General features: G+C 69.6%; 23 protein-coding genes. 12 read left to right on the top strand and 11 right to left on the bottom strand.

Going from position 1 to position 26,698, the window contains the following annotated elements; all coding sequences use genetic code 11:
• Nucleotides 1-35: 35 nt before the first annotated feature.
• From pgl to tkt, 5 genes are read right to left on the bottom strand one after another with little or no spacing between them, the layout of a single operon-like run.
• The gene (pgl, locus tag ABZ848_RS17515) at nt 36-818 is read right to left on the bottom strand and encodes a 6-phosphogluconolactonase (RefSeq protein ID WP_360832266.1); all 783 of its coding nucleotides are present in this window, start codon (nt 816-818) and stop codon (nt 36-38) included.
• Nucleotides 815-1,999 (bottom strand): glucose-6-phosphate dehydrogenase assembly protein OpcA, encoded by a 1,185-nt coding sequence (opcA, locus tag ABZ848_RS17510; protein ID WP_360832263.1) that lies wholly within the window; start codon nt 1,997-1,999, stop codon nt 815-817. Before opcA ends, pgl begins: the two co-directional genes overlap by 4 nt.
• Nucleotides 1,996-3,534, bottom strand: a complete 1,539-nt coding sequence (gene zwf, locus ABZ848_RS17505; RefSeq protein ID WP_360832260.1) for a glucose-6-phosphate dehydrogenase — start codon at nt 3,532-3,534, stop codon at nt 1,996-1,998. Before zwf ends, opcA begins: the two co-directional genes overlap by 4 nt.
• Nucleotides 3,535-3,537: 3 nt before the next feature.
• Nucleotides 3,538-4,656: a transaldolase gene (gene tal / locus ABZ848_RS17500; RefSeq protein WP_360832257.1), complete on the bottom strand. Its 1,119-nt coding sequence runs from the start codon at nt 4,654-4,656 to the stop codon at nt 3,538-3,540.
• A gap of 33 nt (nt 4,657-4,689) precedes the next feature.
• Nucleotides 4,690-6,777 carry a transketolase gene (tkt, locus tag ABZ848_RS17495; RefSeq protein ID WP_360832254.1) on the bottom strand — a complete coding sequence of 696 codons (2,088 nt, stop codon included), beginning with the start codon at nt 6,775-6,777 and terminating at the stop codon, nt 4,690-4,692.
• 344 nt (nt 6,778-7,121) lie between these two features.
• On the opposite strand from tkt, the gene ABZ848_RS17490 reads away from it, so the two are divergent.
• The 3 genes from ABZ848_RS17490 to ABZ848_RS17480 all read left to right on the top strand — a co-directional run bounded on the left by ABZ848_RS17490 (nt 7,122) and on the right by ABZ848_RS17480 (nt 9,661).
• Nucleotides 7,122-8,075 carry a heme o synthase gene (locus tag ABZ848_RS17490; protein ID WP_360832251.1) on the top strand — a complete coding sequence of 318 codons (954 nt, stop codon included), beginning with the start codon at nt 7,122-7,124 and terminating at the stop codon, nt 8,073-8,075.
• 44 nt (nt 8,076-8,119) lie between these two features.
• Nucleotides 8,120-8,452: a hypothetical protein gene (locus ABZ848_RS17485; RefSeq protein WP_360832248.1), complete on the top strand. Its 333-nt coding sequence runs from the start codon at nt 8,120-8,122 to the stop codon at nt 8,450-8,452.
• Nucleotides 8,453-8,554: 102 nt separating this feature from the next.
• Nucleotides 8,555-9,661 (top strand): amidohydrolase family protein, encoded by a 1,107-nt coding sequence (locus ABZ848_RS17480; protein ID WP_360832246.1) that lies wholly within the window; start codon nt 8,555-8,557, stop codon nt 9,659-9,661.
• A 60-nt stretch (nt 9,662-9,721) separates the two neighbouring features.
• Here the strand turns inward: ABZ848_RS17480 and ABZ848_RS17475 are convergent, their stop codons facing one another.
• Complete coding sequence (locus ABZ848_RS17475) at nt 9,722-11,272, bottom strand: hypothetical protein (protein ID WP_360832244.1); 1,551 nt, start codon at nt 11,270-11,272, stop codon at nt 9,722-9,724.
• Between the two features lie 205 nt (nt 11,273-11,477).
• Between ABZ848_RS17475 and ABZ848_RS17470 the strand changes: the two genes are divergently transcribed.
• Nucleotides 11,478-12,020, top strand: coding sequence for a hypothetical protein (locus tag ABZ848_RS17470; protein WP_360832241.1), 543 nt, complete (start codon nt 11,478-11,480; stop codon nt 12,018-12,020).
• An 88-nt stretch (nt 12,021-12,108) separates the two neighbouring features.
• The gene (locus ABZ848_RS17465) at nt 12,109-12,696 is read left to right on the top strand and encodes a hypothetical protein (protein ID WP_360832238.1); all 588 of its coding nucleotides are present in this window, start codon (nt 12,109-12,111) and stop codon (nt 12,694-12,696) included.
• Here the strand turns inward: ABZ848_RS17465 and ABZ848_RS17460 are convergent.
• On the bottom strand, nt 12,673-13,686 hold the full coding sequence (locus ABZ848_RS17460; RefSeq protein WP_360832235.1) for a COX15/CtaA family protein: 1,014 nt from the start codon (nt 13,684-13,686) through the stop codon (nt 12,673-12,675). The genes ABZ848_RS17465 and ABZ848_RS17460 overlap by 24 nt on opposite strands.
• A gap of 79 nt (nt 13,687-13,765) precedes the next feature.
• Entirely contained in the window at nt 13,766-14,686 is a 921-nt protein-coding gene (locus ABZ848_RS17455; protein ID WP_360832232.1) for a hypothetical protein, read from the bottom strand.
• Nucleotides 14,687-14,833: 147 nt separating this feature from the next.
• Between ABZ848_RS17455 and ABZ848_RS17450 the strand changes: the two genes are divergently transcribed.
• Nucleotides 14,834-18,187 carry a BTAD domain-containing putative transcriptional regulator gene (locus ABZ848_RS17450; RefSeq protein WP_360832229.1) on the top strand — a complete coding sequence of 1,118 codons (3,354 nt, stop codon included), beginning with the start codon at nt 14,834-14,836 and terminating at the stop codon, nt 18,185-18,187.
• 9 nt (nt 18,188-18,196) lie between these two features.
• On the opposite strand, the gene ABZ848_RS17445 is transcribed toward ABZ848_RS17450, so the two are convergent.
• The 3 genes from ABZ848_RS17445 to ABZ848_RS17435 are packed head-to-tail and all read right to left on the bottom strand — an operon-like array spanning nt 18,197 to nt 20,770.
• A complete protein-coding gene (locus ABZ848_RS17445; protein WP_360832867.1) occupies nt 18,197-18,913 on the bottom strand; it encodes an ABC transporter permease in 717 nt (238 codons plus the stop codon).
• 47 nt (nt 18,914-18,960) lie between these two features.
• Complete coding sequence (locus ABZ848_RS17440) at nt 18,961-19,884, bottom strand: ABC transporter ATP-binding protein (RefSeq protein ID WP_360832227.1); 924 nt, start codon at nt 19,882-19,884, stop codon at nt 18,961-18,963.
• A 10-nt stretch (nt 19,885-19,894) separates the two neighbouring features.
• On the bottom strand, nt 19,895-20,770 hold the full coding sequence (locus ABZ848_RS17435; protein WP_360832224.1) for an AAC(3) family N-acetyltransferase: 876 nt from the start codon (nt 20,768-20,770) through the stop codon (nt 19,895-19,897).
• Between the two features lie 161 nt (nt 20,771-20,931).
• Between ABZ848_RS17435 and ABZ848_RS17430 the strand changes: the two genes are divergently transcribed.
• From ABZ848_RS17430 to ABZ848_RS17405, 6 genes are read left to right on the top strand one after another with little or no spacing between them, the layout of a single operon-like run.
• Nucleotides 20,932-21,678 carry a metalloregulator ArsR/SmtB family transcription factor gene (locus ABZ848_RS17430; RefSeq protein WP_360832221.1) on the top strand — a complete coding sequence of 249 codons (747 nt, stop codon included), beginning with the start codon at nt 20,932-20,934 and terminating at the stop codon, nt 21,676-21,678.
• The gene (sufB, locus tag ABZ848_RS17425) at nt 21,675-23,099 is read left to right on the top strand and encodes a Fe-S cluster assembly protein SufB (protein ID WP_360832219.1); all 1,425 of its coding nucleotides are present in this window, start codon (nt 21,675-21,677) and stop codon (nt 23,097-23,099) included. The genes ABZ848_RS17430 and sufB overlap by 4 nt, the downstream gene beginning before the upstream one ends.
• Nucleotides 23,100-23,157: 58 nt before the next feature.
• Nucleotides 23,158-24,339 (top strand): Fe-S cluster assembly protein SufD, encoded by a 1,182-nt coding sequence (gene sufD, locus ABZ848_RS17420; protein WP_360832216.1) that lies wholly within the window; start codon nt 23,158-23,160, stop codon nt 24,337-24,339.
• The gene (locus ABZ848_RS17415) at nt 24,339-24,659 is read left to right on the top strand and encodes a bifunctional 3-phenylpropionate/cinnamic acid dioxygenase ferredoxin subunit (RefSeq protein WP_360832214.1); all 321 of its coding nucleotides are present in this window, start codon (nt 24,339-24,341) and stop codon (nt 24,657-24,659) included. Before sufD ends, ABZ848_RS17415 begins: the two co-directional genes overlap by 1 nt.
• A gap of 7 nt (nt 24,660-24,666) precedes the next feature.
• On the top strand, nt 24,667-25,431 hold the full coding sequence (gene sufC / locus ABZ848_RS17410) for a Fe-S cluster assembly ATPase SufC (protein ID WP_360832212.1): 765 nt from the start codon (nt 24,667-24,669) through the stop codon (nt 25,429-25,431).
• Nucleotides 25,428-26,696 carry a cysteine desulfurase gene (locus tag ABZ848_RS17405; protein ID WP_360832209.1) on the top strand — a complete coding sequence of 423 codons (1,269 nt, stop codon included), beginning with the start codon at nt 25,428-25,430 and terminating at the stop codon, nt 26,694-26,696. Before sufC ends, ABZ848_RS17405 begins: the two co-directional genes overlap by 4 nt.
• Nucleotides 26,697-26,698 lie beyond the last annotated feature (2 nt).

The following is a 26,698-nucleotide window of genomic DNA, read 5'->3' as shown; positions in this document are numbered from 1 at the left end:
GCACCCCGGTCGGTGCCTTTGTGCTCTTCAGGCGCTCACGGCGACGCCGGCGGATACAGCGACCGGGGCAGCTGGGAAGCCGCCGTCGAGTCGAGTAGCCAGAGGGTGCGCTGGCGGCCGCGTGCGCCCGCCGCCGGGGCCTGGATCTCGCCCGCGCCGGACAGGGCGATCGCCGCGGCCTGGGCCTTGTCCTCGCCGGCCGCCAGGAGCCAGACCTCGCGGGCCGCGCGGATCGCGGGGAGCGTGAGGGTCACTCGGGTCGGCGGGGGCTTCGGGGCGCCGTGGACGCCCACCACCGTGCGCTCGGTCTCCCGTACCGCGGGGAGTTCCGGGAACAGCGAGGCCACGTGCGTGTCCGGGCCGACGCCCAGCATCAGGACGTCGAAGGTGGGCACCGCGCCGTGGTTCTCGGGGCCGGCCGCGCGGGCCAGCTCCTCGGCGTAGGCGGAGGCCGCCGCGTCGACGTCGTCGCCCCACTGGTCGTCCGAAGCAGGCATGGCGTGCACCCGCTTCGGGTCCAGCGGGACGGAGTCCAGCAGGGCCTCGCGGGCCTGCGTGACGTTCCGCTCCGGGTCGCCCTCCGGGAGGAAGCGCTCGTCTCCCCACCAGAGGTCGAGCCGGCCCCAGTCCACCGCGTCCCGGGCCGGTTCGGCGGCGAGGGCGGCGAGCAGGCCGTTGCCGTTGCGGCCGCCGGTGAGGACCACGGACGCGGAGCCCCGGGAGGCCTGTGCGTCCACGATCTTCGTGATGAGGCGGGCCGCGGCGGCCTGCGCCATCAGTTCCTTGTCGCGGTGCACGACCAGCTGCGGTGTGCTCACGACGCGTTCGCCTTCTTGTCCGGCTTCGTTACCGGTTCCGCCTTCGTCACCGGTGCTTCCGCCGCCTCCGGTGCGGCAGCTTCAGCAGCGGCTTCGTCCGACGCTTCTCCTTCGGGCGCGGAGCCGGCACTTTTGGATGCCCCCTCCCTGGCCGAGGCCACCTTCTCCTCGACGGACGCCACCGCGTCCTCCATGGAGGCCACGGCCTCCTCCAGGGAGGCCATCGCCCTCTCGACCGTGGCCCTGGGCGCCGACGCCCCGTTCAGCCGCTCCACGCCGAAGCGCAGCGCCGAGGCGTATGTGTCGTCCGGGTCGAGCCGGCGCAGCTCCTCCGCGATCAGCTCGGCCGTCTCGCGCCGCTTCAGCGCCACCGCACGGTCCGGCTGGCCCTGGATGGAGAGGGTCGCCAGGGATCCGTCCGCGCGGTCCAGCACGATCGGCCCGCTGTCGGTGTGCATACGGACTGCGGTCAGCCCCGGCCCGCCCGACAGCGTCCGCTTCACCGGCACGTCCAGCCGGTCCGCCAGCCACATCGCCAGCAGCTCGCAGCTCGGGTTGAACTCCTCGCCCTCCACCTCGACGGCTTCCACCTCGCAGGTGACCTGGTCGAGAGCGGCGGCCAGCATCGAGCGCCAGGGCGTGATGCGGGTCCAGGAGAGGTCGGTGTCGCCGGGCGTGTAGGTGTCGGCGCGGGCCGTGAGCTCCCGTACCGGCTGCTCGGCGGCGTAGGTGTCGGTCACCCGGCGCTGGCCGAGGGCGCCCAGTGGGTCGTTCGCCGGGTCGAGGGGCGCGTTCACCGGCCACCACACCACCACCGGGGCGTCCGGCAGCAGCAGGGGCAGTACGACGGACTGGGCGTGGTCGGACACCTCGCCGTACAGCCGCAGTACGACCGTCTCGCCGGTGCCCGCGTCCGCGCCCACCCGGACCTCGGCGTCCAGCCGGGACTGCGTACGGTCGCGGGGAGTGCGTGAGACGCGCTTGATGACCACGAGCGTGCGCGAGGGGTGCTCGCGCGAGGCGTCGTTCGCGGCCTTCAGCGCGTCGTACGCGTTCTCCTCGTCCGTGACGATGACCAGCGTGAGCACCATGCCGACGGCCGGCGTGCCGATGGCCCGGCGGCCCTTGACCAGTGCCTTGTTGATCTTGCTGGCCGTGGTGTCCGTGAGGTCTATCTTCATGGCCGGCGCCAGCTCCGTCCGTCTCGCTCGAGCATTTCGTCCGCCTCGACGGGCCCCCACGTACCGGACGGGTACTGGGCGGGCTTGCCGTGCGTGTCCCAGTACTCCTCGATCGGGTCGAGGATCTTCCAGGACAGCTCGACCTCCTCGGTGCGCGGGAAGAGGTTCGAGTCGCCGAGCAGGACGTCCAGGATCAGCCGCTCGTACGCCTCCGGGGAGGACTCGGTGAAGGACTCGCCGTAGGCGAAGTCCATCGACACGTCCCGGATCTCCATCGACGTGCCCGGCACCTTCGAGCCGAAGCGGACCGTCACGCCCTCGTCGGGCTGGACGCGGATGACGATCGCGTTCTTGCCGAGCTCCTCCGTCGCCGTGTGGTCGAAGGGGGAGTGCGGGGCCCGCTGGAAGACGACCGCGATCTCGGTGACCCGGCGGCCGAGGCGCTTGCCGGTGCGCAGGTAGAACGGGACGCCCGCCCAACGGCGGTTGTCCACCTCGACCTTGATGGCGGCGTACGTGTCGGTCTTCGAGTTGGCGTCGATGCCCTCCTCCTGGAGGTACCCGACCGCCTTCTCGCCGCCCTGCCAGCCCGCCGCGTACTGCCCGCGCACGGTGTCCCGGCCCAGGTCCTTCGGCAGCCGTACCGCGCCGAGCACCTTGGTCTTCTCCGCGGCCAGCGCGTCCGCGTCGAAGGAGGCGGGCTCCTCCATGGCCGTGAGGGCCATCAGCTGGAGGAGGTGGTTCTGGATCACGTCGCGGGCGGCGCCGATGCCGTCGTAGTAGCCGGCCCGGCCGCCGATGCCGATGTCCTCGGCCATGGTGATCTGCACGTGGTCCACGAAGGACCGGTTCCAGATCGGTTCGAACATCGTGTTGGCGAAGCGCAGCGCCAGGATGTTCTGGACGGTCTCCTTGCCCAGGTAGTGGTCGATGCGGAAGACCTGGTCCGGGGCGAAGACCTCGTGGACGACCTTGTTGAGCTCCTCGGCCGACTTCAGGTCGTGGCCGAAGGGCTTCTCGATGACCGCGCGCCGCCAGGAGCCGGAGGACTGGTCGGCCAGTCCGTGCTTCTTCAGCTGCTGGATGACGACCGGGAAGGAGCGCGGCGGCACCGACAGGTAGAAGGCGAAGTTGCCGCCCGTGCCCTGTGCCTTGTCGAGCTCCTCGATGGTGCCGCGCAGCCGCTCGAACGCGTCGTCGTCGTCGAAGGTGCCCTGGACGAAGCGCATCCCCTGGATGAGCTGCTGCCAGACCTCCTCGCGGAACGGCGTGCGGGCGTGCTCCTTGACGGCGTCGTGGACCTCGGCCGCGAAGTCCTCGTTGGCCCACTCGCGGCGCGCGAAGCCGACCAGCGAGAAGCCCGGCGGCAGCAGACCCCGGTTCGCGAGGTCGTACACGGCGGGCATGAGCTTCTTTCGGGACAAATCGCCCGTGACGCCGAAGATGACCAGGCCCGACGGCCCCGCGATACGCGGGAGCCGTCGGTCGGCGGGGTCACGGAGCGGATTCGCTCCGGAACCGGAAAGAGGGGACAAGGTTTAGCCCTCCGAGGGTGCGAGGCGCTCCAGCTCCGCCTCGGTCGACTTGAGCAGGTCGTTCCAGGACGCCTCGAACTTCTCGACGCCCTCGTCCTCCAGGAGCTGCACCACGTCGTCGTACGAGATACCGAGCTTCTCGACGGCGTCGATGTCGGCGCGGGCCTGCTCGTACGTGCCGGCGATGGTGTTGCCGGTGATCGAGCCGCTCTCCTCGGTGGCGTGCAGGGTGGCCTCCGGCATGGTGTTCACCGTGTTCGGCGCCACCAGGTCGTCGACGTAGAGGGTCGCCTTGTACGCCGGGTCCTTCACGCCGGTCGAGGCCCACAGCGGACGCTGCTTGCGGGCGCCCGCGTTCTCCAGCGCGCTCCAGCGGGCCGACGAGAAGACCTCCTCGTACGCCTGGTAGGCGAGCCGCGCGTTGGCGACGGCGGCCTTGCCGCGCAGCGCCTTGGCCTCGTCGGTGCCCAGCGCGTCGAGGCGCTTGTCGATCTCGGTGTCCACGCGGGACACGAAGAAGGACGCGACCGAGCGGATCAGCGAGAGGTCGAGGCCGCGCTCCTTGGCCTTCTCCAGGCCGGAGAGGTACGCGTCCATGACCTCGCGGTAGCGCTCCAGCGAGAAGATCAGCGTGACGTTGACGCTGATGCCGAGGCCGATGACCTCGGTGATCGCCGGCAGACCCGCCTTGGTGGCCGGGATCTTGATGAGCGTGTTCGGACGGTCGACCAGCCAGGCCAGCTGCTTGGCCTCGGCGACGGTCGCCTTGGTGTTGTGGGCGAGGCGCGGGTCGACCTCGATCGACACGCGGCCGTCCTGGCCGTCGGTGGCGTCGAAGACCGGGCGCAGGATGTCGGCGGCGTCACGGACGTCCGCCGTGGTGATCATGCGGATCGCCTCTTCGACGGTGACCTTGCGGGCGGCGAGGTCGGAGACCTGCTGCTCGTAGCCGTCGCCCGAAGAGATCGCCTTCTGGAAGATCGTCGGGTTGGTGGTGACGCCCACGACGTGCTGCTGGTCGATCAGCTCGGCGAGGTTGCCGGACGTGATCCGCTTGCGCGACAGGTCGTCCAGCCAGATCGCGACGCCTTCCTCGGAGAGGCGCTTGAGTGCGTCTGTCATGGAATTACATCTCCTACGTGTCGTATGTGAGCGTCAGCGCTGGGCGGCGGCGATGGATTCCCGGGCCTTGGCGGCCACGTTCTCGGCAGTGAAGCCGAACTCGCGGAACAACACCTTTGCGTCGGCCGAAGCACCGAAGTGCTCCAGGGAAACGATGCGACCGGCGTCCCCCACGTACTTGTGCCAGGTGAGACCGATCCCGGCCTCGACCGCGACCCGCGCCTTCACGTGCGGCGGCAGAACGCTGTCCCGGTACCCCTGGTCCTGCTCCTCGAACCACTCCACGGACGGCATGGACACGACCCGCGTCGGCACCCCGTCGGCCTGGAGCTGCTCGCGCGCCTCGACGGCGACGTGCACCTCGGAACCGGTGGCGATCAGGATGACCTCCGCCTCGCCACCCTCGGCCTCGAACAGGACGTAACCACCCTTGGCCGCGTCCTCGTTGGGCTCGTACGTCGGCACGCCCTGACGGGTCAGCGCGAGGCCGTGCGGGGCGCCCTTGCCGAAGACCTTGGTGTAGCGCTTGAGGATCTCGCGCCAGGCGATCGCGGTCTCATTGGCGTCGGCCGGACGGACGACGTTGAGACCGGGGATCGCGCGCAGCGAGGCCAGGTGCTCGACCGGCTGGTGCGTCGGGCCGTCCTCGCCGAGGCCGATGGAGTCGTGGGTCCAGACGTACGTCACCGGCAGGTGCATCAGCGCCGACAGGCGGACGGCGTTGCGCATGTAGTCGGAGAAGACCAGGAACGTACCGCCGTAGACACGGGTGTTGCCGTGCAGGGTGATGCCGTTCATCTCCGCGGCCATGGAGTGCTCGCGGATGCCGAAGTGGATCGTGCGGCCGTACGGGTCCGCCTCCGGCAGCGGGTTGTCCGCCGGCAGGAACGAACTCGTCTTGTCGATGGTCGTGTTGTTCGAGCCCGCGAGGTCGGCGGAGCCGCCCCACAGCTCGGGGATCACCGCGCCGAGCGCCTGCAGCACCTTGCCGGACGCGGCACGGGTCGCGATGCCCTTGCCCGGCTCGAAGACGGGGAGCTTCTCCTCCCAGCCGGTGGGCAGCTCGCCCTTGCTGATGCGGTCGAAGTCCGCCGCGCGCTCGGGGTTGTTCTGCCGCCACAGCTGGAACGACTTCTCCCACTCGGCCTTCGCCTCGCGGCCCCGCTCCAGCGCCTGCCGGGTGTGCTTGAGGACCTCGTCGGAGACCTCGAAGGACTTCTCCGGGTCGAAGCCGAGGACGCGCTTGGTGGCGGCCACCTCGTCGTCGCCGAGCGCCGAGCCGTGGGCGGCCTCGGTGTTCTGCGCGTTCGGGGCGGGCCAGGCGATGATCGAGCGCATCGCGATGAAGGACGGCTTGTCCGTCACCTGCTTCGCGGCCTCGATCGCGTTGTAGATCGCGTGCGGGTCGATGTCGCCGTCCGGCTTCGGCGCGACGCGCTGCACATGCCAGCCGTACGCCTCGTAGCGCTTGACGGTGTCCTCGGAGACGGCCGTCTCGGTGTCGCCCTCGATCGAGATGTGGTTGTCGTCCCACAGCAGGATCAGGTTGCCGAGCTGCTGGTGGCCGGCCATCGAGGAGGCCTCGGCGGAGATGCCCTCCTGGAGGCAGCCGTCACCGGCGATCGCGTAGACGAAGTGGTCGAAGGGGGACTCGCCCTGCGGGGTCTCCGGGTCGAACAGACCGCGCTCGTAGCGGGCGGCCATGGCCATGCCCACGGCGTTGGCGACACCCTGGCCCAGCGGGCCGGTGGTGGTCTCCACGCCCTTGGTGTGGCCGTACTCCGGGTGGCCCGGGGTCTTGGAGCCCCAGGTGCGGAAGGCCTTGAGGTCGTCCAGCTCCAGGCCGAAACCGGCCAGGAAGAGCTGCGTGTAGAGGGTCAGGGACGAGTGGCCGGCGGACAGCACGAAGCGGTCACGCGCGACCCACTCCGGGTCGGCCGGGTCGTGCCGCATCACCTTCTGGAAGAGGGTGTAGGCGGCGGGCGCCAGGCTCATCGCCGTACCCGGATGGCCGTTGCCGACCTTCTGTACGGCGTCGGCGGCCAGGACGCGGGCGGTGTCCACGGCCCGCTGGTCCAACTCGGTCCACTCGAGGTCTGTGGTGGTCGGCTTGGTGCTCACCCTGGGTCAGGGCTCCTCTCCACATGTCACGCATGTCGAATGCCGGCGCACTGGACGCCCACCGGCCGTTGTCGAGCCTACCCCCGCGAGTACGTGCAATTTTTCGAGTCATTCCAGACTGCCGGGCCCGCGGGGGATCCGCCTCCCGACTGGGCAGATCGCATTCGGCAACTGAATACGGAGCTGCTCATCCGAGTGCTCAATCGACCTTCCGTACGACCCTTCCCAACACGACCCCACCCCCGCGAATGTCGGGGTATGGGCAACGTCTACAGTGGCGTGGTACGCGCGAGCCTTTACCGGGACTTCACACGGCCGAGGCTCGCTGGGATGTCTCTGTAGGGGTGTGCGTGACGGCCGTCGAATCCCGTCCAGCGGGTGTACTCGGTGCGAGCGAGAGCCCGCGTCACCGGCCGTTCGGGGCCCGTGTCAAGGGGTTCGTGGCGCTGACCAAGCCGCGGATCATCGAGCTCCTGCTCATCACCACCGTTCCGGTGATGTTCCTCGCCCAGCAGGGCGTGCCGGACCTGACGCTGGTGCTGCTCACCTGCGTCGGCGGCTACCTCTCGGCGGGCGGCGCCAACGCGCTGAACATGTACATCGACCGCGACATCGACGCGCTCATGGACCGCACCTCGCAGCGCCCGCTGGTCACCGGCATGGTCTCGCCGCGCGAGTGCCTCGCCTTCGGCATCACCCTCGCCGTCGTCTCGACACTCCTCTTCGGCCTCACCGTCAACTGGCTGTCGGCCTGGCTGTCCCTCGGCGCGCTCCTCTTCTATGTCGTCGTCTACACGATGATCCTCAAACGCCGTACCTCGCAGAACATCGTGTGGGGCGGCATCGCGGGCTGCATGCCGGTCCTCATCGGCTGGTCGGCCGTGACGGACTCGCTCTCCTGGGCGCCGCTCATCCTCTTCCTGGTCATCTTCTTCTGGACGCCGCCGCACTACTGGCCGCTGTCCATGAAGGTGAAGGACGACTACGCGCGCGTGGGCGTGCCGATGCTGCCGGTCATCGCCTCCAACAAGGTGGTCGCCAGGCAGATCGTCGTCTACAGCTGGGTGATGGTCGCCGTCTCCCTGCTCCTGACCCCCCTCGGCTACACCGGCTGGTTCTACACGACCGTCGCGCTGGCCTCGGGCGGCTGGTGGCTGTGGGAGGCGCACGCGCTGCAGAACCGCGCGAAGGCCGAGGTGACGGGCGGCAAGCTCAAGGAGATGCGCCTGTTCCACTGGTCGATCACCTACGTCTCGCTGCTCTTCGTGGCCGTCGCGGTGGACCCCTTCCTGAGGTGAGGGTCACGTCGTCCGCGCGTGTACCCGTCGGTAGCATTCTGGGCATGGCAGACACGCAGCAGGTTGACGCGAAGGCCGAGCGCAGGATCGCCCGGCTCGTGAAGCAGATCAGTGCCTTCTCCAAGGAGCACGGCGGCGCCGAGGGGCAGCTGGCCTACATCGGCGAGCGCGGCACCCGGATCGTCCTGGTTGGCGAGGACGGCGGCTGGGGCGACCTGGTGGCCCCCTCGTACGAACTCGCCGAGAAGGCGGTCGAGAAGGCCGGCATCACGGTCCACGAGGACTTCGACGGAGAGTTCGCGGCGAAGGTGAGGACGGGCCCGTACGAGTGGACGCGCATGGCGGGCATCCAGGTGGGCGGCCCGAGCAACGGCTGACATCTCTCGGCGATTCGCACGGGGTGTGTCGTAGCAACACCTAGTGCCCGGTTCACCCGTTAGGACCTGTAAGCCAGCGCAGCGTCCTGTCGGGGAGCCCGGATGATCGAAACGCCGTCCCTCGTGGACCAGTACTGCCACGGCGTACTGCGCACGGAACTGGGCCTCGGTACCTTCGAGGCCCAGCTGGCCCGCACCGAGGGCCCGCCAGCCCCCGGCACCACCCTCTTCGACACCCAGACCGGTTTCGCCGTACGACGCTGGTGTCCACCGTTACTCGGCCTGGAACCGCACTGTTCCCCCGCCCGCTATCTCGCCCGCCGCCGTGAACTCGGCGTACTGGAAACGGGCCGCAGACTGCTGCGCGGCAGCGGCATCACGACGTACCTGGTCGACACGGGCCTGCCCGGCGACCTCATCGGCCCCTCCGAGATGGCCTCCACGGGCGAGGCCGACGCCCACGAGATCGTGCGGCTCGAACTGCTCGCCGAGCAGGTCGCCGACACCTCCGGCACGGTCGAGTCCTTCCTCGCCAACCTCGCCGAGTCGGTGCACGGCGCGGCGGGCAGCGCGGTCGCCTTCACCTCCGTCGCGGGGGTACGACACGGCCTGGCACTGGCGCCCGAGCCGCCGGGCCCGGGCGAGGTGCGGGGCGCGGCGGGCCGGTGGCTGGCGGACCGCAGGGTCGGCGGCGAACTGACCGATCCGGTTCTGCTACGGCACCTGCTGTGGATCGCCGTCGCCTCGGGGCTGCCGCTCCAACTGCACGCCGGGCTGGGCGAACCGGGCCAGCGCATCGACCGCACGGACCCCGTGCTCCTGACGGACTTCGTCCGCGCGACGGCCGGCCTCGGCACCGACCTGATCCTGCTGCACGGCTACCCGTACCACCGCCACGCCGCCCACCTCGCCGGCGTCTTCCCGCACGTGTACGCCGACTCGGGCGCGGCCCTGGTCCGCACCGGCGCCCGCGCGGCCACGGTCCTCGCCGAGCTCCTGGAACTGGCGCCCTTCGGCAAGATCCTCTTCTCCAGCGGCGCGCACGGCCTGCCGGAGCTGCATGTGGTGGGGGCACGGCTGTTCCGGGAGGCGCTGGGGCGGGTGCTGGGCGGCTGGGTGGCGGAGGGGGCGTGGTCGCTGGCGGACGCGCAGCGGGTGGCGGGGATGGTGGCGGCGGGGAACGCGCGGCGGGTTTACGGGGTGGAGTGAGACCCGCCCAGAGCGGTGAAGCACGTGGTCCAGGTGCCCCTGCTCGCCGGCGCGCGTGCGCTATCCGGCCTCTCCCCAGTCCGGCTCCTCGTCCACGTCCGCCCAGGTCGGTTCCATGTCCGACCAGCCCGCTCGCACGCTCGGAAGGGGCAGCGGCTCGCCGTCCTCGGCGGTGACCGGGATGCCGTTGCGGTACTGCACGCGAGACGGGTCCACGGCGCTGTCGGCACGGCAGAGCTGGGTGTCGTAAAGCTCCGCGTAAGTGGTCGCCCTGCGCTCGGGAGGGCCCACCACGGCGCAGTTGAAGCCGTCCCCCGCTTCGAGATAGGGCGGTGCGTCCCACTCCGCGCCGACGGCGAGGCTGTTGGAGAGGACCACCCAGGCGCCGAACTCCTCGACGCAGCGCTGCGCCGCCTGGCGCTCCCACTGGGCCCTCGCCCGCTGGATCGGGGCGGCGAACAGCGGGACGAGGATGTGCGAGACACCGAGGGCCTGGAGCTTGGCCGCCCAGGGGACGGTCTGCTTGACGTCCTCACAGATCAGGACGGCGAGGCGGCCCAGCGAGCTGTCCAGCACGGTGATGTCGAGCCCTCGGGAGATGTCCTCGCGGGCGGGCCCCCGGTGCGGGCCCCCGGGCAGCCGCCACTGCTCGGCCAGGTCGGCGGTCAGGGTGAAGCCCGCCATCTTGTCCTGCTCCAGGATCGTCTCGCCGGTACGGCAGTCCACCAGTACGGCCCGGTTGGGCGGCGGGTTGGTGTCCTCGGCCGGGCCGGTGCCGAGCAGGAGCCACCGCAGGCGGCTGTCCTTGGGCAGTTCCCTGAGCCGGCTCTCCCATCGCGGTACCAGCAGCTTGGACACCGTGCTCTCGGGCAGGACCCCTATCTCGGCGCCGGATTCCCGGAGGTTCCGGATCACCTCGCCGAAGCGGTCGCCCAGGTCCTTCGAAGGGCTGATCCGGTATCGCCTGCCCGGTCCCCTCCTAGGCCATTCGAACACCAGATCGTCGTAATTCTGCAGCATTGGCACGGCGCCGACCGAAATTGTTTCTCCCGCCGTGAATCCCGGATCGTTGCGGCTCGGTATCCGCTCCAGTCGAATTCGATCACAGTCGCTTTGGGTGACCCGGTGCACACCGAAGAAGTCCGCCTTGTGCTCCCACTCCGACATGACCTTTCCCGGCCTTGCGCAGCGGGGCAGCAGGAGCCCGGTCGTCTCCCGGGGGTTGTTGAAATGGCCGCGAAGGACATAACGGACGCGCAGCGAGGACATGGCCGCGTCGTCGTAGGCCGGGCTGAACGGGTTGGCCACGGCCAGGGCCCAGTCGAGCCCGACGAGGGTGGCGAACATGCCCCGGTGGGGATGGTTGTCGATCTCGCGGTCGATCTCGCCCGCCAGTCGCTCGGTGACGCGGCCGGTCCGCAGCACCTGCTTGCAGACGTGGTCCGCGAATCCCCTGACGGTCGAATTCTGAAACCAATCGATCGCTTCGTTGCCACGGAAGCGCTCTTCCGGAAGCAGATCGTAAAGAATCACGAAGAGGTCGGCCGGATCCGCCGATAATTCAACCCCGCTGATCGAATGGTCCGCATCGCGCGACGCTTTATCGTCCATGATTCATCCCCCCGATGCGTGAAGCGCGTGAACCAGATGTTAACGGGGGTCGCCGCATATGCGCATTGAGTGTGTCAATGGATGTGTAACGAATGGGACTCGGTGATCTCCGTAAAGAATCATGGATGGTCACTTGACAGTCACTTGACGTCGCTTCATGGTGGAGGGGAGGAAGGGACACCGGACTGGAGATCGGGGGACGACCATGAGCGAGCGGGCGACCGAGGTACGAGATCTGATCGACGACATGCAGTTGGACTACGGGATGTCGGAGGGATCCTTCGCCGCCCTCGGCATGCTCATCACCGACGCCTCCCTGGCCGCCGACGAGCCGGCCCTGCGCGCGGCCCACGACGGACTGCGACGCCTGTACGGACAGCTCGTACCCGATCGCGACAACCCCAAGGTGGCCGAGCAGCGCGGCCGGCTGCTGGGCCAGATCGACATCGCCTTCTGGGCGTTGCGCCGACTGCCCTCCGGACTTCAGCTCAACCTCGACCCCCATGGCCATGCCGCCCGCTTCCTGACGGAGATCGCCCGCGAGCCGGGCCTCAGCAACGAGCAGCTCGCCGACCGCCTCAAGGTGGACATCACCGAGGTCAGCCGGGTCGGCCGCAAACTGACGTCGTCCGGCGTGGCCATGAAGAGCCGGCAGTGGCGGCACAACGCCTGGACCATCACCCCGCGCGGCGTGACCTGCCTGGAACAGGCCGGTCTGGCCGAGGCCCAGGTGTCCGGCACGGACTGACGGACCGACGGACGGGGGAGTCGCGGTGACGGAGGGGGAGACGGGAAGACCGGGGCCGGCTCGTGAACCGCGGCCCGCGGAGATGACCGTGGGCACGGAGTTCGCGTCGGCGCGGGACGTCGTCGTGATCATCGCCGTACTGCTGCTCCTGACCGTCGCGCTCGCCACCGCGCTGGTGCAGGCCTGGCCACCACCCGTCGCACCGGGCGGCGGCGCGGAGAAGGCCGACCGGACACGGATCCTCTTCTGGACGCCCCGGCTGCTGCGCGACACACGGCTCTTCGTGGTCGTGACGGCGGCCGGGGGCCTGGGCGCCGTCATCCACGTCCTGCGCTCGGCCTACGAGTACGTCGGCGACCGTCGGCTGCGGCGCAGCTGGATCCCGATGTACGTCATCGAGCCCTTCGTCGGCGCCGCCCTCGCGCTCGTCGTCTACTGCGTGCTGCGCGGCGGGCTCACCACGAGCATGGCGTCGTCCGCCGACATCAACCCGTACGGCATGGCAGCGGTCGCCGCGCTGGTCGGGATGTTCTCGCGGCAGACGGTCGACAAGCTGCGGGACGTGTTCAACATGCTGCTGACGCCCCCGAAGGACAGCCCCGGCGAGGGACTGGTCCGCCCCGACCCCGACGCGAACACGCCGGGCGGCTCCTCAGACCCCGGCCCCGACCGCTGACCCCGACTGGGCCGGCCCCGGCAGCTGCACCTCGGCCTGCGGTCGCTCCCGCATCGCGAGCAGCACCCTCAGCACGCCGATCCACACCAGCCCCGAGCCGAGCATGTGCAGGGCGACCAGGGCCTCGGGGAGGTTCGTGAAGTACTGGACGTATCCGATGACACCCTGGGACAGCAGGATCAGGAAGAGCTCGCGGGTGCGGTCGAGGGGCCCCTTGGGGGCGTCGACCGCCTTGAGGACGAACCACAGGGCGAACGTCAACGTCACCACGATCCACGCCAGTACGGCGTGCAGCTTGCTGACCGTCTCCCAGTCCAGCGGCATCCGCTCGACCTCGCTGGAGTCGCCCGCGTGCGGCCCGGAACCGGTCACCACCGTGCCCACCGCGATCAGCAGCACGGAGGCGAGCACCAGGAACCACACCATCTGCTGCACCGGCTTGCCGACCAGCGGCCGGGCCGCCCCGTCGCCCTCCCGCGTCCGCTGCCACATCACCGTGGCGACCGCGATCAGCCCGGAGGAGAGCAGGAAGTGCGCCGCGACGGTGTACGGGTTGAGCCCGACGAGCACCACGATGCCGCCCAGGATCGCGTTGCTCATCACGATCCAGAACTGCGCCCAGCCGAGCCGGGTCAGGCTCCGGCGGTACGGCTTCTCGGAACGCGCCGCGATGATCGCCCAGCCGACGGCCGCGCACAGCACGTACGTCAGCATGCGGTTGCCGAACTCGATCATGCCGTGCACGCCCATCGCGCTGGTCGTGGTGAGCGAGTCGTCCGTGCACTTGGGCCAGGTCGGGCAGCCGAGCCCGGACCCGGTCAGCCGCACCGCACCGCCGGTGACGACGATGACGACGGACATGACGAGCGCGGCGAGCGCCGCCCGCTGAACCGTCCTCGGGGTCGGCGTCCAGCGTGCGGCGATGAAGGCGAGCGGGTTGCGCACGGCGGCTACGGCGTCGGCGCGGGTCACGTTTGGCACGCCGTCCATCGTAGGGGGGCCGCTTGTGCATGCGTTCACGAGGGTGCGGGGAGCCGACTCCGGCACCCCACACACCCGTGCCGGAGACTCAGCGGACGCAGATCACCTGCGCCTTGAGCGACCAGGTGGCGGGCGTCCCCGGCGCCAGTTCGGTCAGACCCACCCGCCCTTCGGCCGGAGCGGGCGGGATCGACGTCGGACGCAGCTCCACCGGGGCGAGCCGGTCGAGGGTGGCGCTGCTCCCGGAGAAGACCAGCCCCGTGGCGTACGCACGGCTGCCCGGCCAGCACCTGGCGACGGCCGTGTTCGACGAGGCCGCAGGGGCGGCGGACTTCCAGGCGCTTTCGTGGAAGGTCTGCTCCAGCGGTTTGGCGCACACCGCGTAGGTCGTCAAAGCCCACCGCCGGGCTGTGGGAACCGCCTCACCGGCCCGTGCGTAGCCCACCCTGAGCCGTCGGGTGAGGGTGATGGAGTTGACGCCGACCCGGTGGTCGGCGCCCGTGACCCGTGCGCCGAGTCCGATCAGCCGGGTGGAGGCCGGGCAGGCGACGGCCACGGTCTTGGGGCTGAAGGAGTCGAACGCCGAGGTGGCCTGCTTGTACGTCAGCCCGGCCGGCTTGTCGGCGCACACCGCGTAGGCTCGCAGCTGCCAGTTGGCGGTGGTGCCGGCTCCGACCTCCTCGGCCGAGGCGGTCCATCCGTCCCCGGCGGACGAGTGGACCGGGTACGAGCCGCGCAGCAGCACGCCCCGCTTGCCGCCGACGAAGCTCACTCCGCCGGCCAGCACCACCTTGCCGCTGGGGCACGGGGCGCTGACGTCCCGCGAGGAACCGGAGTCGTACGTGCTGTGCCGTTCCACGTAGGTGTATCCGGACACGGCGGTCGGCTCGTCCAGCAGCACGTTGGCCGCGGCCGGCGTCGACACGAGACCGCTGCCGGCGAGCGCCCCGCACAGGACCGGCACGGTGGCCCAGAACACCGGATGGCGTGAGACGGATGAAGGGATCATGGTGACTCTCCCGGATTCCGGCCGCAACGCCCTGCGGGCGAGCGGCTGTTGAGTGAAGTGGGTCACACTCCACCGCTCCGTCCCGCTACGCTCCTGAATGGGCGCTTGGAGCGCCTTGGTACCGGCTTGGAACGAGGGCGATGTCCCATGTCAGCCACGGAATTCGGCGTCCTGGGCCCCTTGCGGGTGATGCGTTCCGGCTCCCCCCTGCCACTGGGCGGGCCCCGGCAGCGGGCGGTGCTGGCCCTGTTGCTGATCGAGGCGAACCGGGTCGTCACCCTGGACCGGCTGGTCGACGAGATCTGGGGCGACGACCCGCCGGACGGGGCGGTGACGTCCCTGCAGACGTACGTCTTCCATCTGCGCCGGATCCTGGAGCCGGACCGGGTGCGCGGGGCCGCGGCCGAGGTACTGGTGACCCAGGGGCGTGGCTATGTGCTGCGCACCGACCCCGCGGCGACGGACGCCGGACGCTTCGAGGCGGCGGTCCGGAAGGGGCGCGAGGAACTCGACGCGGGCCGGTGTGCCGAGGCGGGCCGGACGTTGCGTGGGGCGTTGGAGCTGTGGCGCGGGGCCGTGCTGGAGGATCTGGGGGACTACGGCTTCGTACGACGTGAAGCCGCGCGCCTGGAGGACGTGCGGCTGTCCGCGCTCGAAGCGCGCATCGAGACCGACCTGGCGTCGGGGCGGCATGCTGCCGTCGTGGGCGAGCTGGAGCAGTTGGCCGCCGCGCATCCGTTGCGGGAGCATTTGTGCGCGCAGCTGATGCTCGCGCTGTACCGGAGCGGTCGGCAGGCCGAGGCGCTGGCCTGCTATCGGCGGTTACGGGACCGGCTCGCGGACGAACTGGGCCTGGATCCCGACGAGTCCGTGCAGCGCGTCCATCAGGCGGTCCTGGGCCATGATCCGGCGGTGGCTGCACCGCGGCGGGTTACGCGGCCAGTCCCGGGACGGCGTCGGCGTGCTCCCTCCCCGCTCGTGTCCTTCGCCGCGATCGCGGCCCTGTGTCTTGGCCTCATCTCCGGGGCGAGCGCGCCTCGTTCCGTCCCGGTGTCGCTGGATGCCAACACCGTGGGGGCCGTGGCCGGGGGTGGTGGTCCGGCGGTGCCGGTCGGGCAGAGCCCGGACGGGCTGGCGTGGGGTGCGGGTTCGGTGTGGGTGGCGAACAGCGGGGACGACTCGGTCAGCCGTATCGATCCGGATACGCGGGCCGTGCAGTTGATTCCGGTGGGTGCGGGGCCGGTTGCCGTTGCGGTGAGCGGTGACGACGTGTGGGTGGCCAACAGTGGGGACGGGACGGTCTCGCGGATCAACGCGTCCGTGAACCGGGTCGTGGACACGGTGCGGGTGGGCAACCTGCCGTCTGCCATCGGGGCCGGTCGCGGTGGGGTGTGGGTGGCGCTGAGCGGTGACAACGCGGTGCGGCGGATCGATCCCGAGTCGGGACGGATGGGCCGGGCTGTCGCGGTGGGCCGGGCCCCGGCCGGTATCGGCGTGGGCGAGCGGACGGTGTGGGTGGCCAACAGCCTTGACGGCACGGTCACTCCGGTGGACGTGGCTACGGGGCAGGCGGGGAGTCCTGAGACGGTGGGTACGGGGCCGCGCAGTGTGGCCGTGACCGAGGATGCGGTGTGGGTTGCCAACGGGATGTCGCTGACTGTGTCTCGCATCGACCTGCACAACGGCGCAGTCACCTCGCACGAGGTGGGTGACGGCCCTCGCACGGTGGCCGCGGGACCGGACGGGGTCTGGGTGAGCAATGAGTACGACGCCACGGTCGTCCGCCTGGACCCCCGTAACGCGCAGCCATTGCGCACCGTTCGCACCGGTAGCGCTCCCAGGGGGCTGGCTTTGGCTGGAGGGAAGGTGTGGGTCGCGGCCCGGGCCTTGGCATCTCCGGCCCATCGCGGCGGCACCCTGACCGTGCTGGGCTTCGGCGGGGCTGCGGAGAACGGCATCGATCCAGCGGTCGTCTACAGTGCGGAGGCCAACCTGGCCCTCAGCGTGGTTTATGACCACCTTGTCGGCTGGCGTCAGGTGCCGGGAGGCTCGGAGCTCACGCTCGTCCCGGACCTGGCGACCGCGATTCCTCAACCGACCGATGGGGGACGCACGTACACCTTCACGCTGCGCAGGGGGATCCGCTACTCCGACGGCAAGGTCGTGAGACCAGCGGACTTCCGCCGTGGCGTGGAGCGGGCACTGACGGCCGACGGGGGAAACCCTGTGTACTTCACGCAGATCATCGGCGGGGCAGAGTGCCTGCGCCGCCCCAAACGCTGCGACCTTTCGCGTGGGATCACGACTGACGACGCGGCGTTCACGGTCACCTTCCACCTCACTGGCCCAGACCTGGATTTCCTGAGCAGCCTCGCCCTGTTCGTGGTGCCGACGCCGCCGGGGATCTCGGACAAGAACGTCGGCAACCGTCCCATTCCTTCGACCGGTCCCTACCGTGTCGGCGAGTACCGCGAGGGCAAGTGGCTCACTCTCGTACGCAACCCGTACTTCCGGCAGTGGTCCCACGTAGCCCAGCCGGCCGGCTATCCCGACGTGGTTCGCTGGCGGACGGTCGCAACGGGCGAGAAACAGATTGCGGAGGTGAACGCCGGGCGGGCGGACCTCGCGATCTACCTCAACACCCATCCCCGGCAGCCCGATGTGCGCAGTCTCGCCCTGCGGTACCCGGGTCGGCTCCGCACGGACCCCTGGTTCGGCATGATCTACGAGACCTTCAACACCCGGGTGGCTCCCTTCGACGACAAGCGCGTCCGCCAGGCCGTTGCGTATGCCGTCGACCGCAAACTGCTGGTGACCCTGAGCGGTGGGCCCCCGATCGCTTCCCTCACCTGCCAGAGCTTGCCGCCGGGGTTTCCCGGCTACCGCCCCTTTTGCCCGTACACGCGCTCACCAGGCCCTGACGGCCGGTGGTCCGGACCGGACCTCGGCCGGGCCAGGAAGCTGATCAAAGCGTCTGGCACGACAGGCATGGAGGTGGGTGTGTGGACCTGGACCGTGGAGTCATCCCGCCGGGTCGCCGCCTACTTCGTGAAGCTCCTGGGAGAGCTAGGCTATCGGGCCACTCTCCACGTCCTGCCCCAGGACGACGACAAGTACTGGAGCACAGTGGGGGATTCACGTACGCGGGCGCAGTTGATGTTTCAGGCATGGGTGCCCGACTTCCCGTCGTCCTCCACCTACTTCACACCCAATCTCACCTGCGACGGCTTTCGCCCTGGGAAGGGGAGCAACAGCGTTAACCTCGCCGAATACTGCTCCCCGTCGTTCGACCGGCTTGTCCATTCTGCGCAGGCCGCCGAGAGCTCTGACCCCGAACGGGCCGGCAGGCTGTGGACACAGGTCGACCGGATGGTCATCGACGAGGCGGTCTGGATCCCGGTAGCCAACCTCAGGCAGGTGTCCTTTACCTCCACCCGCCTCGGCAACTATCAGACCGCGCTTGGCTTCGGCCCCCTCATCTCCCAGATGTGGGTCCGCTGAACCAGGCACTCACTCCCAGCGGAAGAACTTCCCCGCCACCGCCAGCCCCACGACCGCCCACACACCCAGAATCCCCAGGTCGCCCCACGGCATCGCCGCCCCGTGCTGCAGTACGTCCCGCAAGCCGTCCGACAGGGCCGAGATCGGGAGCAGGCCCAGTACGTCCTGCGCGCCCTGCGGGAACTTGTCCAGCGGCACGATCACCCCGCCGCCCACCAGCAGTAGCAGGAAGACCAGGTTGGCCGCGGCCAGTGTCGCCTCCGCCTTCAACGTGCCCGCCATGAGCAGGCCCAGGCCCGAGAAGGCCGCCGTGCCCAGGATCAGGAGGAGCAGGACGGCCGCCGGGTTGCCGTGGGGGGACCAGCCGAGGGCGAACGCGATTGCCGTCAGCAAAATGACCTGGAGGATCTCCGTCACCAGGACCGACGCCGTTTTCGCCGTCATCAGGCCCCAGCGGGGGAGCGGGGAGGAGGCGAGGCGCTTGAGGACGCCGTAGCGGCGTTCGAAGCCCGTCGCGATCGCCTGGCCCGTGAAGGCCGTGGACATGACCGCCAGGGCCAGGATGCCCGGCGTGAGGAAGTCCACCGCCTCGCCCTTGCCCGTGTCGACGATGTCCACCGAGCTGAACAGCACCAGCAGCAGGGTCGGGATCACCACCGTCAGCAGGAGCTGTTCGCCGTTGCGCAGGAGCATCTTCGTCTCCAGCGCCGCCTGTGCCGCGATCATGCGGGGGAGGGGGGCCGCGCCGGGCTTCGGCGTGTACGTACCCGCAGTCACGAGCGCAGCTCCTTGCCTGTGAGTTCGAGGAAGACGTCTTCCAAGGTGTGCCGTTCCACCGAGATCTTGTCCGGCATCACGCCGTGCTGTGCGCACCAGGAGGCGACGGTGGCCAGTAGTTGGGGGTCGACCTTGCCCACCACGCGGTAGGAACCGGGGGTCAGTTCCGCCGCCGTGCAGTCCGCCGGGAGGGCTTTGAGGAGGGAACCTACGTCCAGGCCGGGGCGGCCGACGAAGCGCAGGGTGTTCTCCGCGCCGCCCTTGCAGAGCTCCTCGGGGGAGCCCTGGGCGATGAGCCGGCCCGCGTCGATGATCGCGATGTCGTCGGCGAGCTGCTCGGCCTCTTCCATGTAGTGCGTGGTGAGGACGACCGAGACGCCGTCGCCGCGCAGGTCGCGGATCAGGTCCCAGGTCGCGTGGCGGGCCTGCGGGTCGAGGCCGGCGGTGGGCTCGTCCAGGAAGACCAGTTCCGGGCGGCCGACCACGGCCATCGCGAGAGCCAGACGCTGCTGCTGGCCGCCGGAGAGACGGCGGTACGTCGTACGGCCGCAGCTGCCCAGGCCCAGGCGCTCTGTCAGGGCGTCCACGTCGAGTGGGTTCGCGTGGAGTTTTGCCACGTGGCGCAGCATCTCGTCCGCCCGTGCGCCCGAGTAGACGCCGCCGGACTGCAGCATCACGCCGATGCGGGGGTGCAGTTCGCGTGCCTGGCGTACCGGGTCGAGGCCCAGTACGCGCACCGTGCCGGAGTCCGGCTTGCGGTATCCCTCGCAGGTCTCCACGGTGGTCGTCTTGCCCGCGCCGTTCGGGCCGAGTACGGCGGTCACGCCCGCCTGGGCCACCAGGTCGAGGCCGTCCACGGCGGTTTTCGTGCCGTACCGCTTCACCAGGGCCTGAACCTGGAGCACGGGCTCACTTCGCATGGGCCCGAGTCTAGGTTCGCGGTCCACGGCTCCGACGGGCGGGTGCAGGATCTCCCCCCGTATCCACACAGGTGCCGCCGGTGTTCGGTATCTCGTCCTCCCGGGACCGGTGCACCGCCAGCCACCGCTCCGCGTACGCCACCGCGTCCGCGACGGGAAACAGGCGTACGTGCGCCGCGCCCACCCGTCCCCGTACGACCGCACGGTCCCGTTCGAAGTCGTAGCCGAGTTCGTCGAACCGGTCCGAGGTGATCGACACCTCCGTCACCGTCTCCCAGCCGCCCCCGGGCGCCGGGCGGCCCACCGCGACCAGCGGGGAGGGGATGCGGTACTCGGCGAGGTGGAAGCTGGTGCACGAGGCGTAGCCCGCGCCGAGCAGCAGCACCCGCGCGCCGAGGCGCTCCAGCCGGGCCAGCGGGCTGCGCTCGCCGAGGCGGCAGTCCGGGGCGTGGTCCTCGACGATCTCCGCCGCGCGCGGGCCGAGTGCGGCGAAAGAAGTCTGCGGGTGCGCGCTGCGCAGGGCGCCCGGCCACGTCCGTACGGTCTCCGGGATCACGCCGACCCCGCGGGAAGGGGTGATCAGGGGGTCGTACGCGGGCATCGTCGCGCGGATGCGGGCCCACCACTCCTCAGGGACCGGCGGGTTGCCCCACAGGGCCGGGTCGGAGAGGTCGCCGGTCTGGGTCGGGACGACGATCGTGCCGTCCGGGCCGACCGCGTCGAGCAGCCCCTGGACCACCGCGACCGGGCCCCCGCAGACCCAGCCGAGGCTGCTGAGGGAGGAGTGCACCAGGAGGATCTCACCGGTCTCGACACCCAGGAGGCGCAGCTCGGCTGCGAGTGTGTCGCGGGTGACAAGAGGGCCGGTCGCGGGGGGTGTCGGCATGGTTCGGGAGTCTTCCCGAAGGGGCCCCGGGACGCCACCCGTTTGATCGATCAAAGATCGTTCTCGCAGGTCAGATTAGGTAAGCCTAAGTGACGCAGGGCACCGTCCACCGGCCCGGACGTGGGTTGCCCGGTCCTGAGGAATTACGCAACAATGGCGTTGTGAAAAACGTCGGCGAGGCTCGGGAGACCCCTACGGGGGCCCCTCAGGAGGAGCTCGCGACCGGGGAGCGCTCGACGCGCAACCGGGTCGCGCGATCCATCCTGGACCACGGGCCGTCGACCGTCGCCGAGCTGGCCGGCCGGCTGGGCCTGACCCAGGCCGCCGTACGCAGGCATCTCGACGCACTGGTCGCCGACGACGTCGTGGCGGCGCGCGAACAGCGGGTCTACGGCGCACGCACGCGTGGCCGTCCCGCCAAGGTCTTCGCGCTCACCGACTGCGGCCGCGACGCCTTCGACCAGTCGTACGACAAGCTCGCCGCGGACGCCCTGCGCTGGATCGCGGAGCGGTTCGGCGGGGACGAGGCGGTCGTCGCCTTCGCGCGCGCGAGGATCGCCGAGCAGGCGGACGCCTACCGCAAGGCGATCGAGGCCGCCGCCCCCGAGGACCGCACCGAAGCCCTGGCCAAGGCCCTGAGCGCGGACGGGTACGCTGCTACGGCGCGCAGCGCACCGGTCGGCGAGCAGCTGTGCCAGCACCACTGCCCCGTCGCCCATGTCGCGGAAAAGTTCCCCCAGCTCTGCGAGGCGGAGACCGAGATCTTCTCCCAGCTGCTGGGGACGCACGTCCAGCGACTGGCGACCATCGCGCACGGTGACGGCGTCTGCACGACGTTCATCCCCAAGGTTTCACCACAGACCACCCATAAAGCACCTGCAAGCACGGCCGGGAGGAACCCCGCATGACTCTCCCCATCGAGGAGACTGCCCACCCTGAGCTCGAGGGCCTGGGCAAGTACGAGTACGGCTGGGCCGACTCCGACGAGGCCGGTGCCTCCGCGAAGCGCGGTCTCAGCGAGGAAGTCGTCCGGGACATCTCCGCGAAGAAGAACGAGCCGGAGTGGATGACCAAGCTCCGCCTCAAGGGCCTGCGCCTGTTCGACAAGAAGCCCATGCCGAACTGGGGCTCGGACCTGTCGGGCATCGACTTCGACAACATCAAGTACTTCGTGCGCTCCACGGAGAAGCAGGCGGAGTCCTGGGAGGACCTGCCCGAGGACATCAAGAACACGTACGACAAGCTCGGCATCCCCGAGGCGGAGAAGCAGCGCCTCGTCGCCGGTGTCGCGGCCCAGTACGAGTCCGAGGTCGTCTACCACCAGATCCGCGAGGACCTGGAGGAGCAGGGCGTCATCTTCCTGGACACCGACACCGCGCTGAAGGAGCACCCGGAGCTCTTCAAGGAGTACTTCGGGACCGTCATCCCGGTCGGCGACAACAAGTTCGCGTCGCTGAACACCGCCGTGTGGTCGGGCGGCTCCTTCATCTACGTGCCGAAGGGCGTGCACGTGGAGATCCCGCTCCAGGCCTACTTCCGTATCAACACGGAGAACATGGGCCAGTTCGAGCGGACCCTGATCATCGTCGACGAGGGTGCCTACGTGCACTACGTCGAGGGTTGTACGGCCCCGATCTACAAGTCGGACTCGCTGCACTCCGCGGTCGTCGAGATCATCGTCAAGAAGAACGCCCGCTGCCGCTACACGACCATCCAGAACTGGTCGAACAACGTCTACAACCTGGTCACCAAGCGCGCCGTCGCCTACGAGGGCGCCACCATGGAGTGGATCGACGGCAACATCGGTTCCAAGGTGACGATGAAGTACCCGGCCGTCTACCTGATGGGCGAGCACGCCAAGGGCGAGACCCTCTCCATCGCCTTCGCGGGCGAGGGCCAGCACCAGGACGCCGGCTCCAAGATGGTCCACATGGCGCCGAACACCTCCTCCAACATCGTGTCGAAGTCCGTGGCGCGTGGCGGTGGCCGTACCTCCTACCGCGGTCTCGTCGAGATCGGTGAGGGCGCCGCCGGCTCCAAGTCCAACGTGCTGTGCGACGCGCTGCTCGTCGACACCATCTCCCGCTCCGACACGTACCCGTACGTGGACGTCCGTGAGGACGACGTGTCCATGGGCCACGAGGCGACCGTCTCCAAGGTCTCCGAGGACCAGCTCTTCTACCTGATGAGCCGCGGTCTCTCCGAGTTCGAGGCGATGGCGATGATCGTGCGCGGCTTCGTCGAGCCGATCGCCAAGGAGCTGCCCATGGAGTACGCCCTTGAGCTCAACCGGCTGATCGAGCTCCAGATGGAAGGCGCGGTCGGCTAAGGCCCGACCGCCCGTCCCATCAAGCCACTCACGCAAGAAAGCGAGCATTACGACAGCCATGGCCGAGGCCCAGAACATCCCGGTGGGTTCCACCACCGCCGGCTCGATCGCGGTCGCCGCCGAGTCGACCGTAGCCACGCGCATGAGCGCGCCCCCCTCCTTCGACGTGCAGGACTTCCCGGTCCCGCACGGCCGCGAGGAGGAGTGGCGGTTCACCCCGCTGGAGCGCCTGCGCGGACTGCACGACGGCACCGCCGTCGCGACCGGCGAGGGCGTGAAGGTCGAGGTGGAGGCCCCCGAGGGCGTCACCGTCGAGGTGGTCGACCGCGACGACCCGCGCCTCGGCAGGGCCGGTACCCCGGTGGACCGCATCGCCGCCCAGGCGTACTCGGCGTTCGAGCAGGCCGGCGTGGTCACCGTCCCCAAGGAGACGGTGCTCACCGAGCCGATCCGCATCGCCGTGCACGGTGAGGGCGGGGTCCGCTACGGCCACCAGGTCGTGGAGCTCGGAGCCTTCGCCGAGGCCGTCGTCGTCATCGACCACACCGGTGACGCCGTGCTCGCCGCCAACGTCGACTACGTGCTCGGCGACGGCGCCAAGCTGACCGTCGTCTCCGTCCAGGACTGGGACGACAAGGCCGTGCACGTCGCCCAGCACAACGCCCTCATCGGCCGGGACGCCTCCTTCAAGTCCGTGGTCGTCACCTTCGGCGGCGACGTCGTACGACTGCACCCGCGCGTGTCCTACGCCGGCACCGGTGGCGAGGCCGAGCTTTTCGGCCTGTACTTCACCGACGCCGGTCAGCACCAGGAGCACCGCCTCCTGGTCGACCACAACACCCCGCACTGCAAGTCGAACGTCGTCTACAAGGGCGCGCTCCAGGGCGACGACGCGCACGCCGTGTGGATCGGCGACGTGCTCATCGAGGCCAAGGCCGAGGGCACGGACACGTACGAGATGAACCGCAACCTCGTGCTGACCGACGGCGCCCGGGTCGACTCCGTGCCGAACCTGGAGATCGAGACCGGCGAGATCGTCGGCGCCGGACACGCCTCCGCGACCGGCCGCTTCGACGACGAGCAGCTCTTCTACCTGATGGCCCGCGGCATCCCGGCCGACGAGGCCCGCCGTCTGGTGGTCCGCGGCTTCTTCGCCGAGCTGGTCCAGCAGATCGGTGTCGACGACATCGAGGCGCGGCTGCTGGAGAAGATCGACGCCGAGCTGGAGGCCACCGTCTGATGTCGGCCTTCGTACGCGTCTGCGCGCTGAGCGAGCTGGAGGAGGACACCCCGAAGCGGGTGGAACTCGACGGCACGCCGGTCTCGGTCGTGCAGACCGAGGGCGAGGTCTTCGCGATCCACGACATCTGCTCGCACGCGAACGTCTCGCTCTCCGAGGGCGAGGTGGAGGACTGCCAGATCGAGTGCTGGCTGCACGGCTCCAGCTTCGACCTCCGCACCGGCAAGCCGTCCGGCCTTCCCGCGACGCGCCCCGTCCCCGTATACCCCGTAAAGATCGAAGGAGACGACGTGCTCGTCTCCCTCAACCAGGAGTCCTGAGGCACCCATGGCAACGCTTGAAATCCGAGACCTGCGCGTCACCGTCGAGGCCGACAACGCCACGAAGGAGATCCTCAAGGGCGTCGACCTGACCGTGAAGCAGGGCGAGACGCACGCCATCATGGGCCCCAACGGCTCCGGCAAGTCGACCCTCGCCTACTCCCTCGCGGGTCACCCGAAGTACACCATCACCGGCGGCACCGTCACCCTCGACGGCGAGGACGTCCTGGAGATGGAGGTCGACGAGCGCGCCCGCGCGGGCCTGTTCCTGGCGATGCAGTACCCCGTCGAGGTCCCCGGCGTCTCGGTCTCCAACTTCCTGCGCACCTCCGCCACCGCGATCCGCGGCGAGGCCCCCAAGCTGCGCACCTGGGTGAAGGAGGTCAAGGAGGCCATGGAGCGCCTCAACATGGACCCCTCCTTCGCCGAGCGCAACGTCAACGAGGGCTTCTCCGGCGGTGAGAAGAAGCGCCACGAGATCCTCCAGCTCGAACTGCTCAAGCCGAAGATCGCGATTCTCGACGAGACGGACTCCGGTCTGGACGTCGACGCGCTGCGGATCGTCTCCGAGGGCGTCAACCGCGTCCGCGAGACCGGCGAGGTCGGCACCCTGCTGATCACGCACTACACGCGCATCCTGCGCTACATCAAGCCCGACCACGTCCACGTGTTCGCCAACGGCAAGATCGTCGAGTCGGGTGGCCCCGAGCTCGCCGACAAGCTGGAGGCCGAGGGCTACGAGGCTTACACGAAGGGTGGCGCATCCGAGTGACCCCTTCCCGCCATGGGCTCCCCGGCCTTCTCGACACCGAGGCGATCCGCAAGGACTTCCCCATCCTGGACCGCCAGGTCCACGACGGGCAGAAGCTCGTGTACCTGGACAACGCGGCGACCAGCCAGAAGCCGCAGCAGGTGCTGGACGCCCTGAACGAGTACTACGAGCGCTACAACGCCAACGTCCACCGCGGTGTGCATGTGCTCGCCGAGGAGGCCACGGCGCTGTACGAGGGCGCGCGGGACAAGGTCGCGTCGTTCATCAACGCGCCCTCGCGCGACGAGGTGATCTTCACCAAGAACGCCTCCGAGTCGCTCAACCTCGTTGCGAACATGCTCGGTTGGGCCGACGAGCCCTACCGCGTGGACAACGAGACCGAGATCGTCATCACGGAGATGGAGCACCACTCCAACATCGTCCCGTGGCAGCTGCTGTCGCAGCGCACGGGCGCGAAGCTGAAGTGGTTCGGCCTGACCGACGACGGCCGCCTCGACCTGTCCAACATCGAGGAGATCATCACCGAGAAGACGAAGATCGTCTCCTTCGTGCTGGTGTCCAACATCCTGGGCACGGTCAACCCGGTCGAGACGATAATCCGGCGCGCTCAGGAAGTCGGCGCCCTCGTCTGCATCGACGCCTCCCAGGCCGCCCCGCACATGCCGCTGGACGTACAGGCCCTGCAGGCCGACTTCGTGGCCTTCACCGGCCACAAGATGTGCGGTCCGACCGGCATCGGCGTCCTGTGGGGCCGCCAGGAGCTGCTGGAGGACCTGCCTCCGTTCCTGGGCGGCGGCGAGATGATCGAGACGGTGTCGATGCACTCGTCGACGTACGCTCCCGCGCCCCACAAGTTCGAGGCGGGCACGCCCCCGATCGCCCAGGCGGTCGGCCTCGGCGCGGCGATCGACTACCTCTCGTCGATCGGCATGGACAAGATCCTCGCCCATGAGCACGCGCTGACGGAGTACGCGGTCAAGCGGCTCACGGAGGTCCCCGACCTGCGGATCATCGGCCCGACCACGGCCGAGGACCGGGGCGCGGCGATCTCCTTCACGCTCGGCGACATCCACCCGCACGACGTGGGCCAGGTCCTCGACGAGCAGGGCATCGCGGTCCGGGTCGGCCACCACTGCGCGCGTCCGGTCTGCCTCCGGTACGGAATTCCTGCGACCACGCGAGCGTCGTTCTATCTGTACTCCACGCCGGCCGAGATCGATGCTCTGGTCGACGGCCTGGAGCACGTACGGAACTTCTTCGGCTGAAG

Source organism: Streptomyces sp. NPDC047081, assembly GCF_040643775.1.
Taxonomy (GTDB): Bacteria; Actinomycetota; Actinomycetes; order Streptomycetales; family Streptomycetaceae; genus Streptomyces.
Note: the sequence above shows the minus strand (reverse complement) of the source record. Positions and strands in the feature narration are given on the sequence as shown.

Coding starts and splice junctions, on each gene's coding strand:
- opcA (WP_360832263.1), bottom strand. CDS start 1,999: ATGAAGATAGACCTCACGGACACCACGGCCAGCAAGATCAACAAGGCA.
- tal (WP_360832257.1), bottom strand. CDS start 4,656: ATGACAGACGCACTCAAGCGCCTCTCCGAGGAAGGCGTCGCGATCTGG.
- ABZ848_RS17485 (WP_360832248.1), top strand. CDS start 8,120: ATGGCAGACACGCAGCAGGTTGACGCGAAGGCCGAGCGCAGGATCGCC.
- ABZ848_RS17480 (WP_360832246.1), top strand. CDS start 8,555: ATGATCGAAACGCCGTCCCTCGTGGACCAGTACTGCCACGGCGTACTG.
- ABZ848_RS17475 (WP_360832244.1), bottom strand. CDS start 11,272: ATGGACGATAAAGCGTCGCGCGATGCGGACCATTCGATCAGCGGGGTT.
- ABZ848_RS17470 (WP_360832241.1), top strand. CDS start 11,478: ATGAGCGAGCGGGCGACCGAGGTACGAGATCTGATCGACGACATGCAG.
- ABZ848_RS17460 (WP_360832235.1), bottom strand. CDS start 13,686: ATGGACGGCGTGCCAAACGTGACCCGCGCCGACGCCGTAGCCGCCGTG.
- ABZ848_RS17455 (WP_360832232.1), bottom strand. CDS start 14,686: ATGATCCCTTCATCCGTCTCACGCCATCCGGTGTTCTGGGCCACCGTG.
- ABZ848_RS17450 (WP_360832229.1), top strand. CDS start 14,834: ATGTCAGCCACGGAATTCGGCGTCCTGGGCCCCTTGCGGGTGATGCGT.
- ABZ848_RS17445 (WP_360832867.1), bottom strand. CDS start 18,913: ATGATCGCGGCACAGGCGGCGCTGGAGACGAAGATGCTCCTGCGCAAC.
- ABZ848_RS17440 (WP_360832227.1), bottom strand. CDS start 19,884: ATGCGAAGTGAGCCCGTGCTCCAGGTTCAGGCCCTGGTGAAGCGGTAC.
- ABZ848_RS17435 (WP_360832224.1), bottom strand. CDS start 20,770: ATGCCGACACCCCCCGCGACCGGCCCTCTTGTCACCCGCGACACACTC.
- sufB (WP_360832219.1), top strand. CDS start 21,675: ATGACTCTCCCCATCGAGGAGACTGCCCACCCTGAGCTCGAGGGCCTG.
- sufD (WP_360832216.1), top strand. CDS start 23,158: ATGGCCGAGGCCCAGAACATCCCGGTGGGTTCCACCACCGCCGGCTCG.
- ABZ848_RS17415 (WP_360832214.1), top strand. CDS start 24,339: ATGTCGGCCTTCGTACGCGTCTGCGCGCTGAGCGAGCTGGAGGAGGAC.
- sufC (WP_360832212.1), top strand. CDS start 24,667: ATGGCAACGCTTGAAATCCGAGACCTGCGCGTCACCGTCGAGGCCGAC.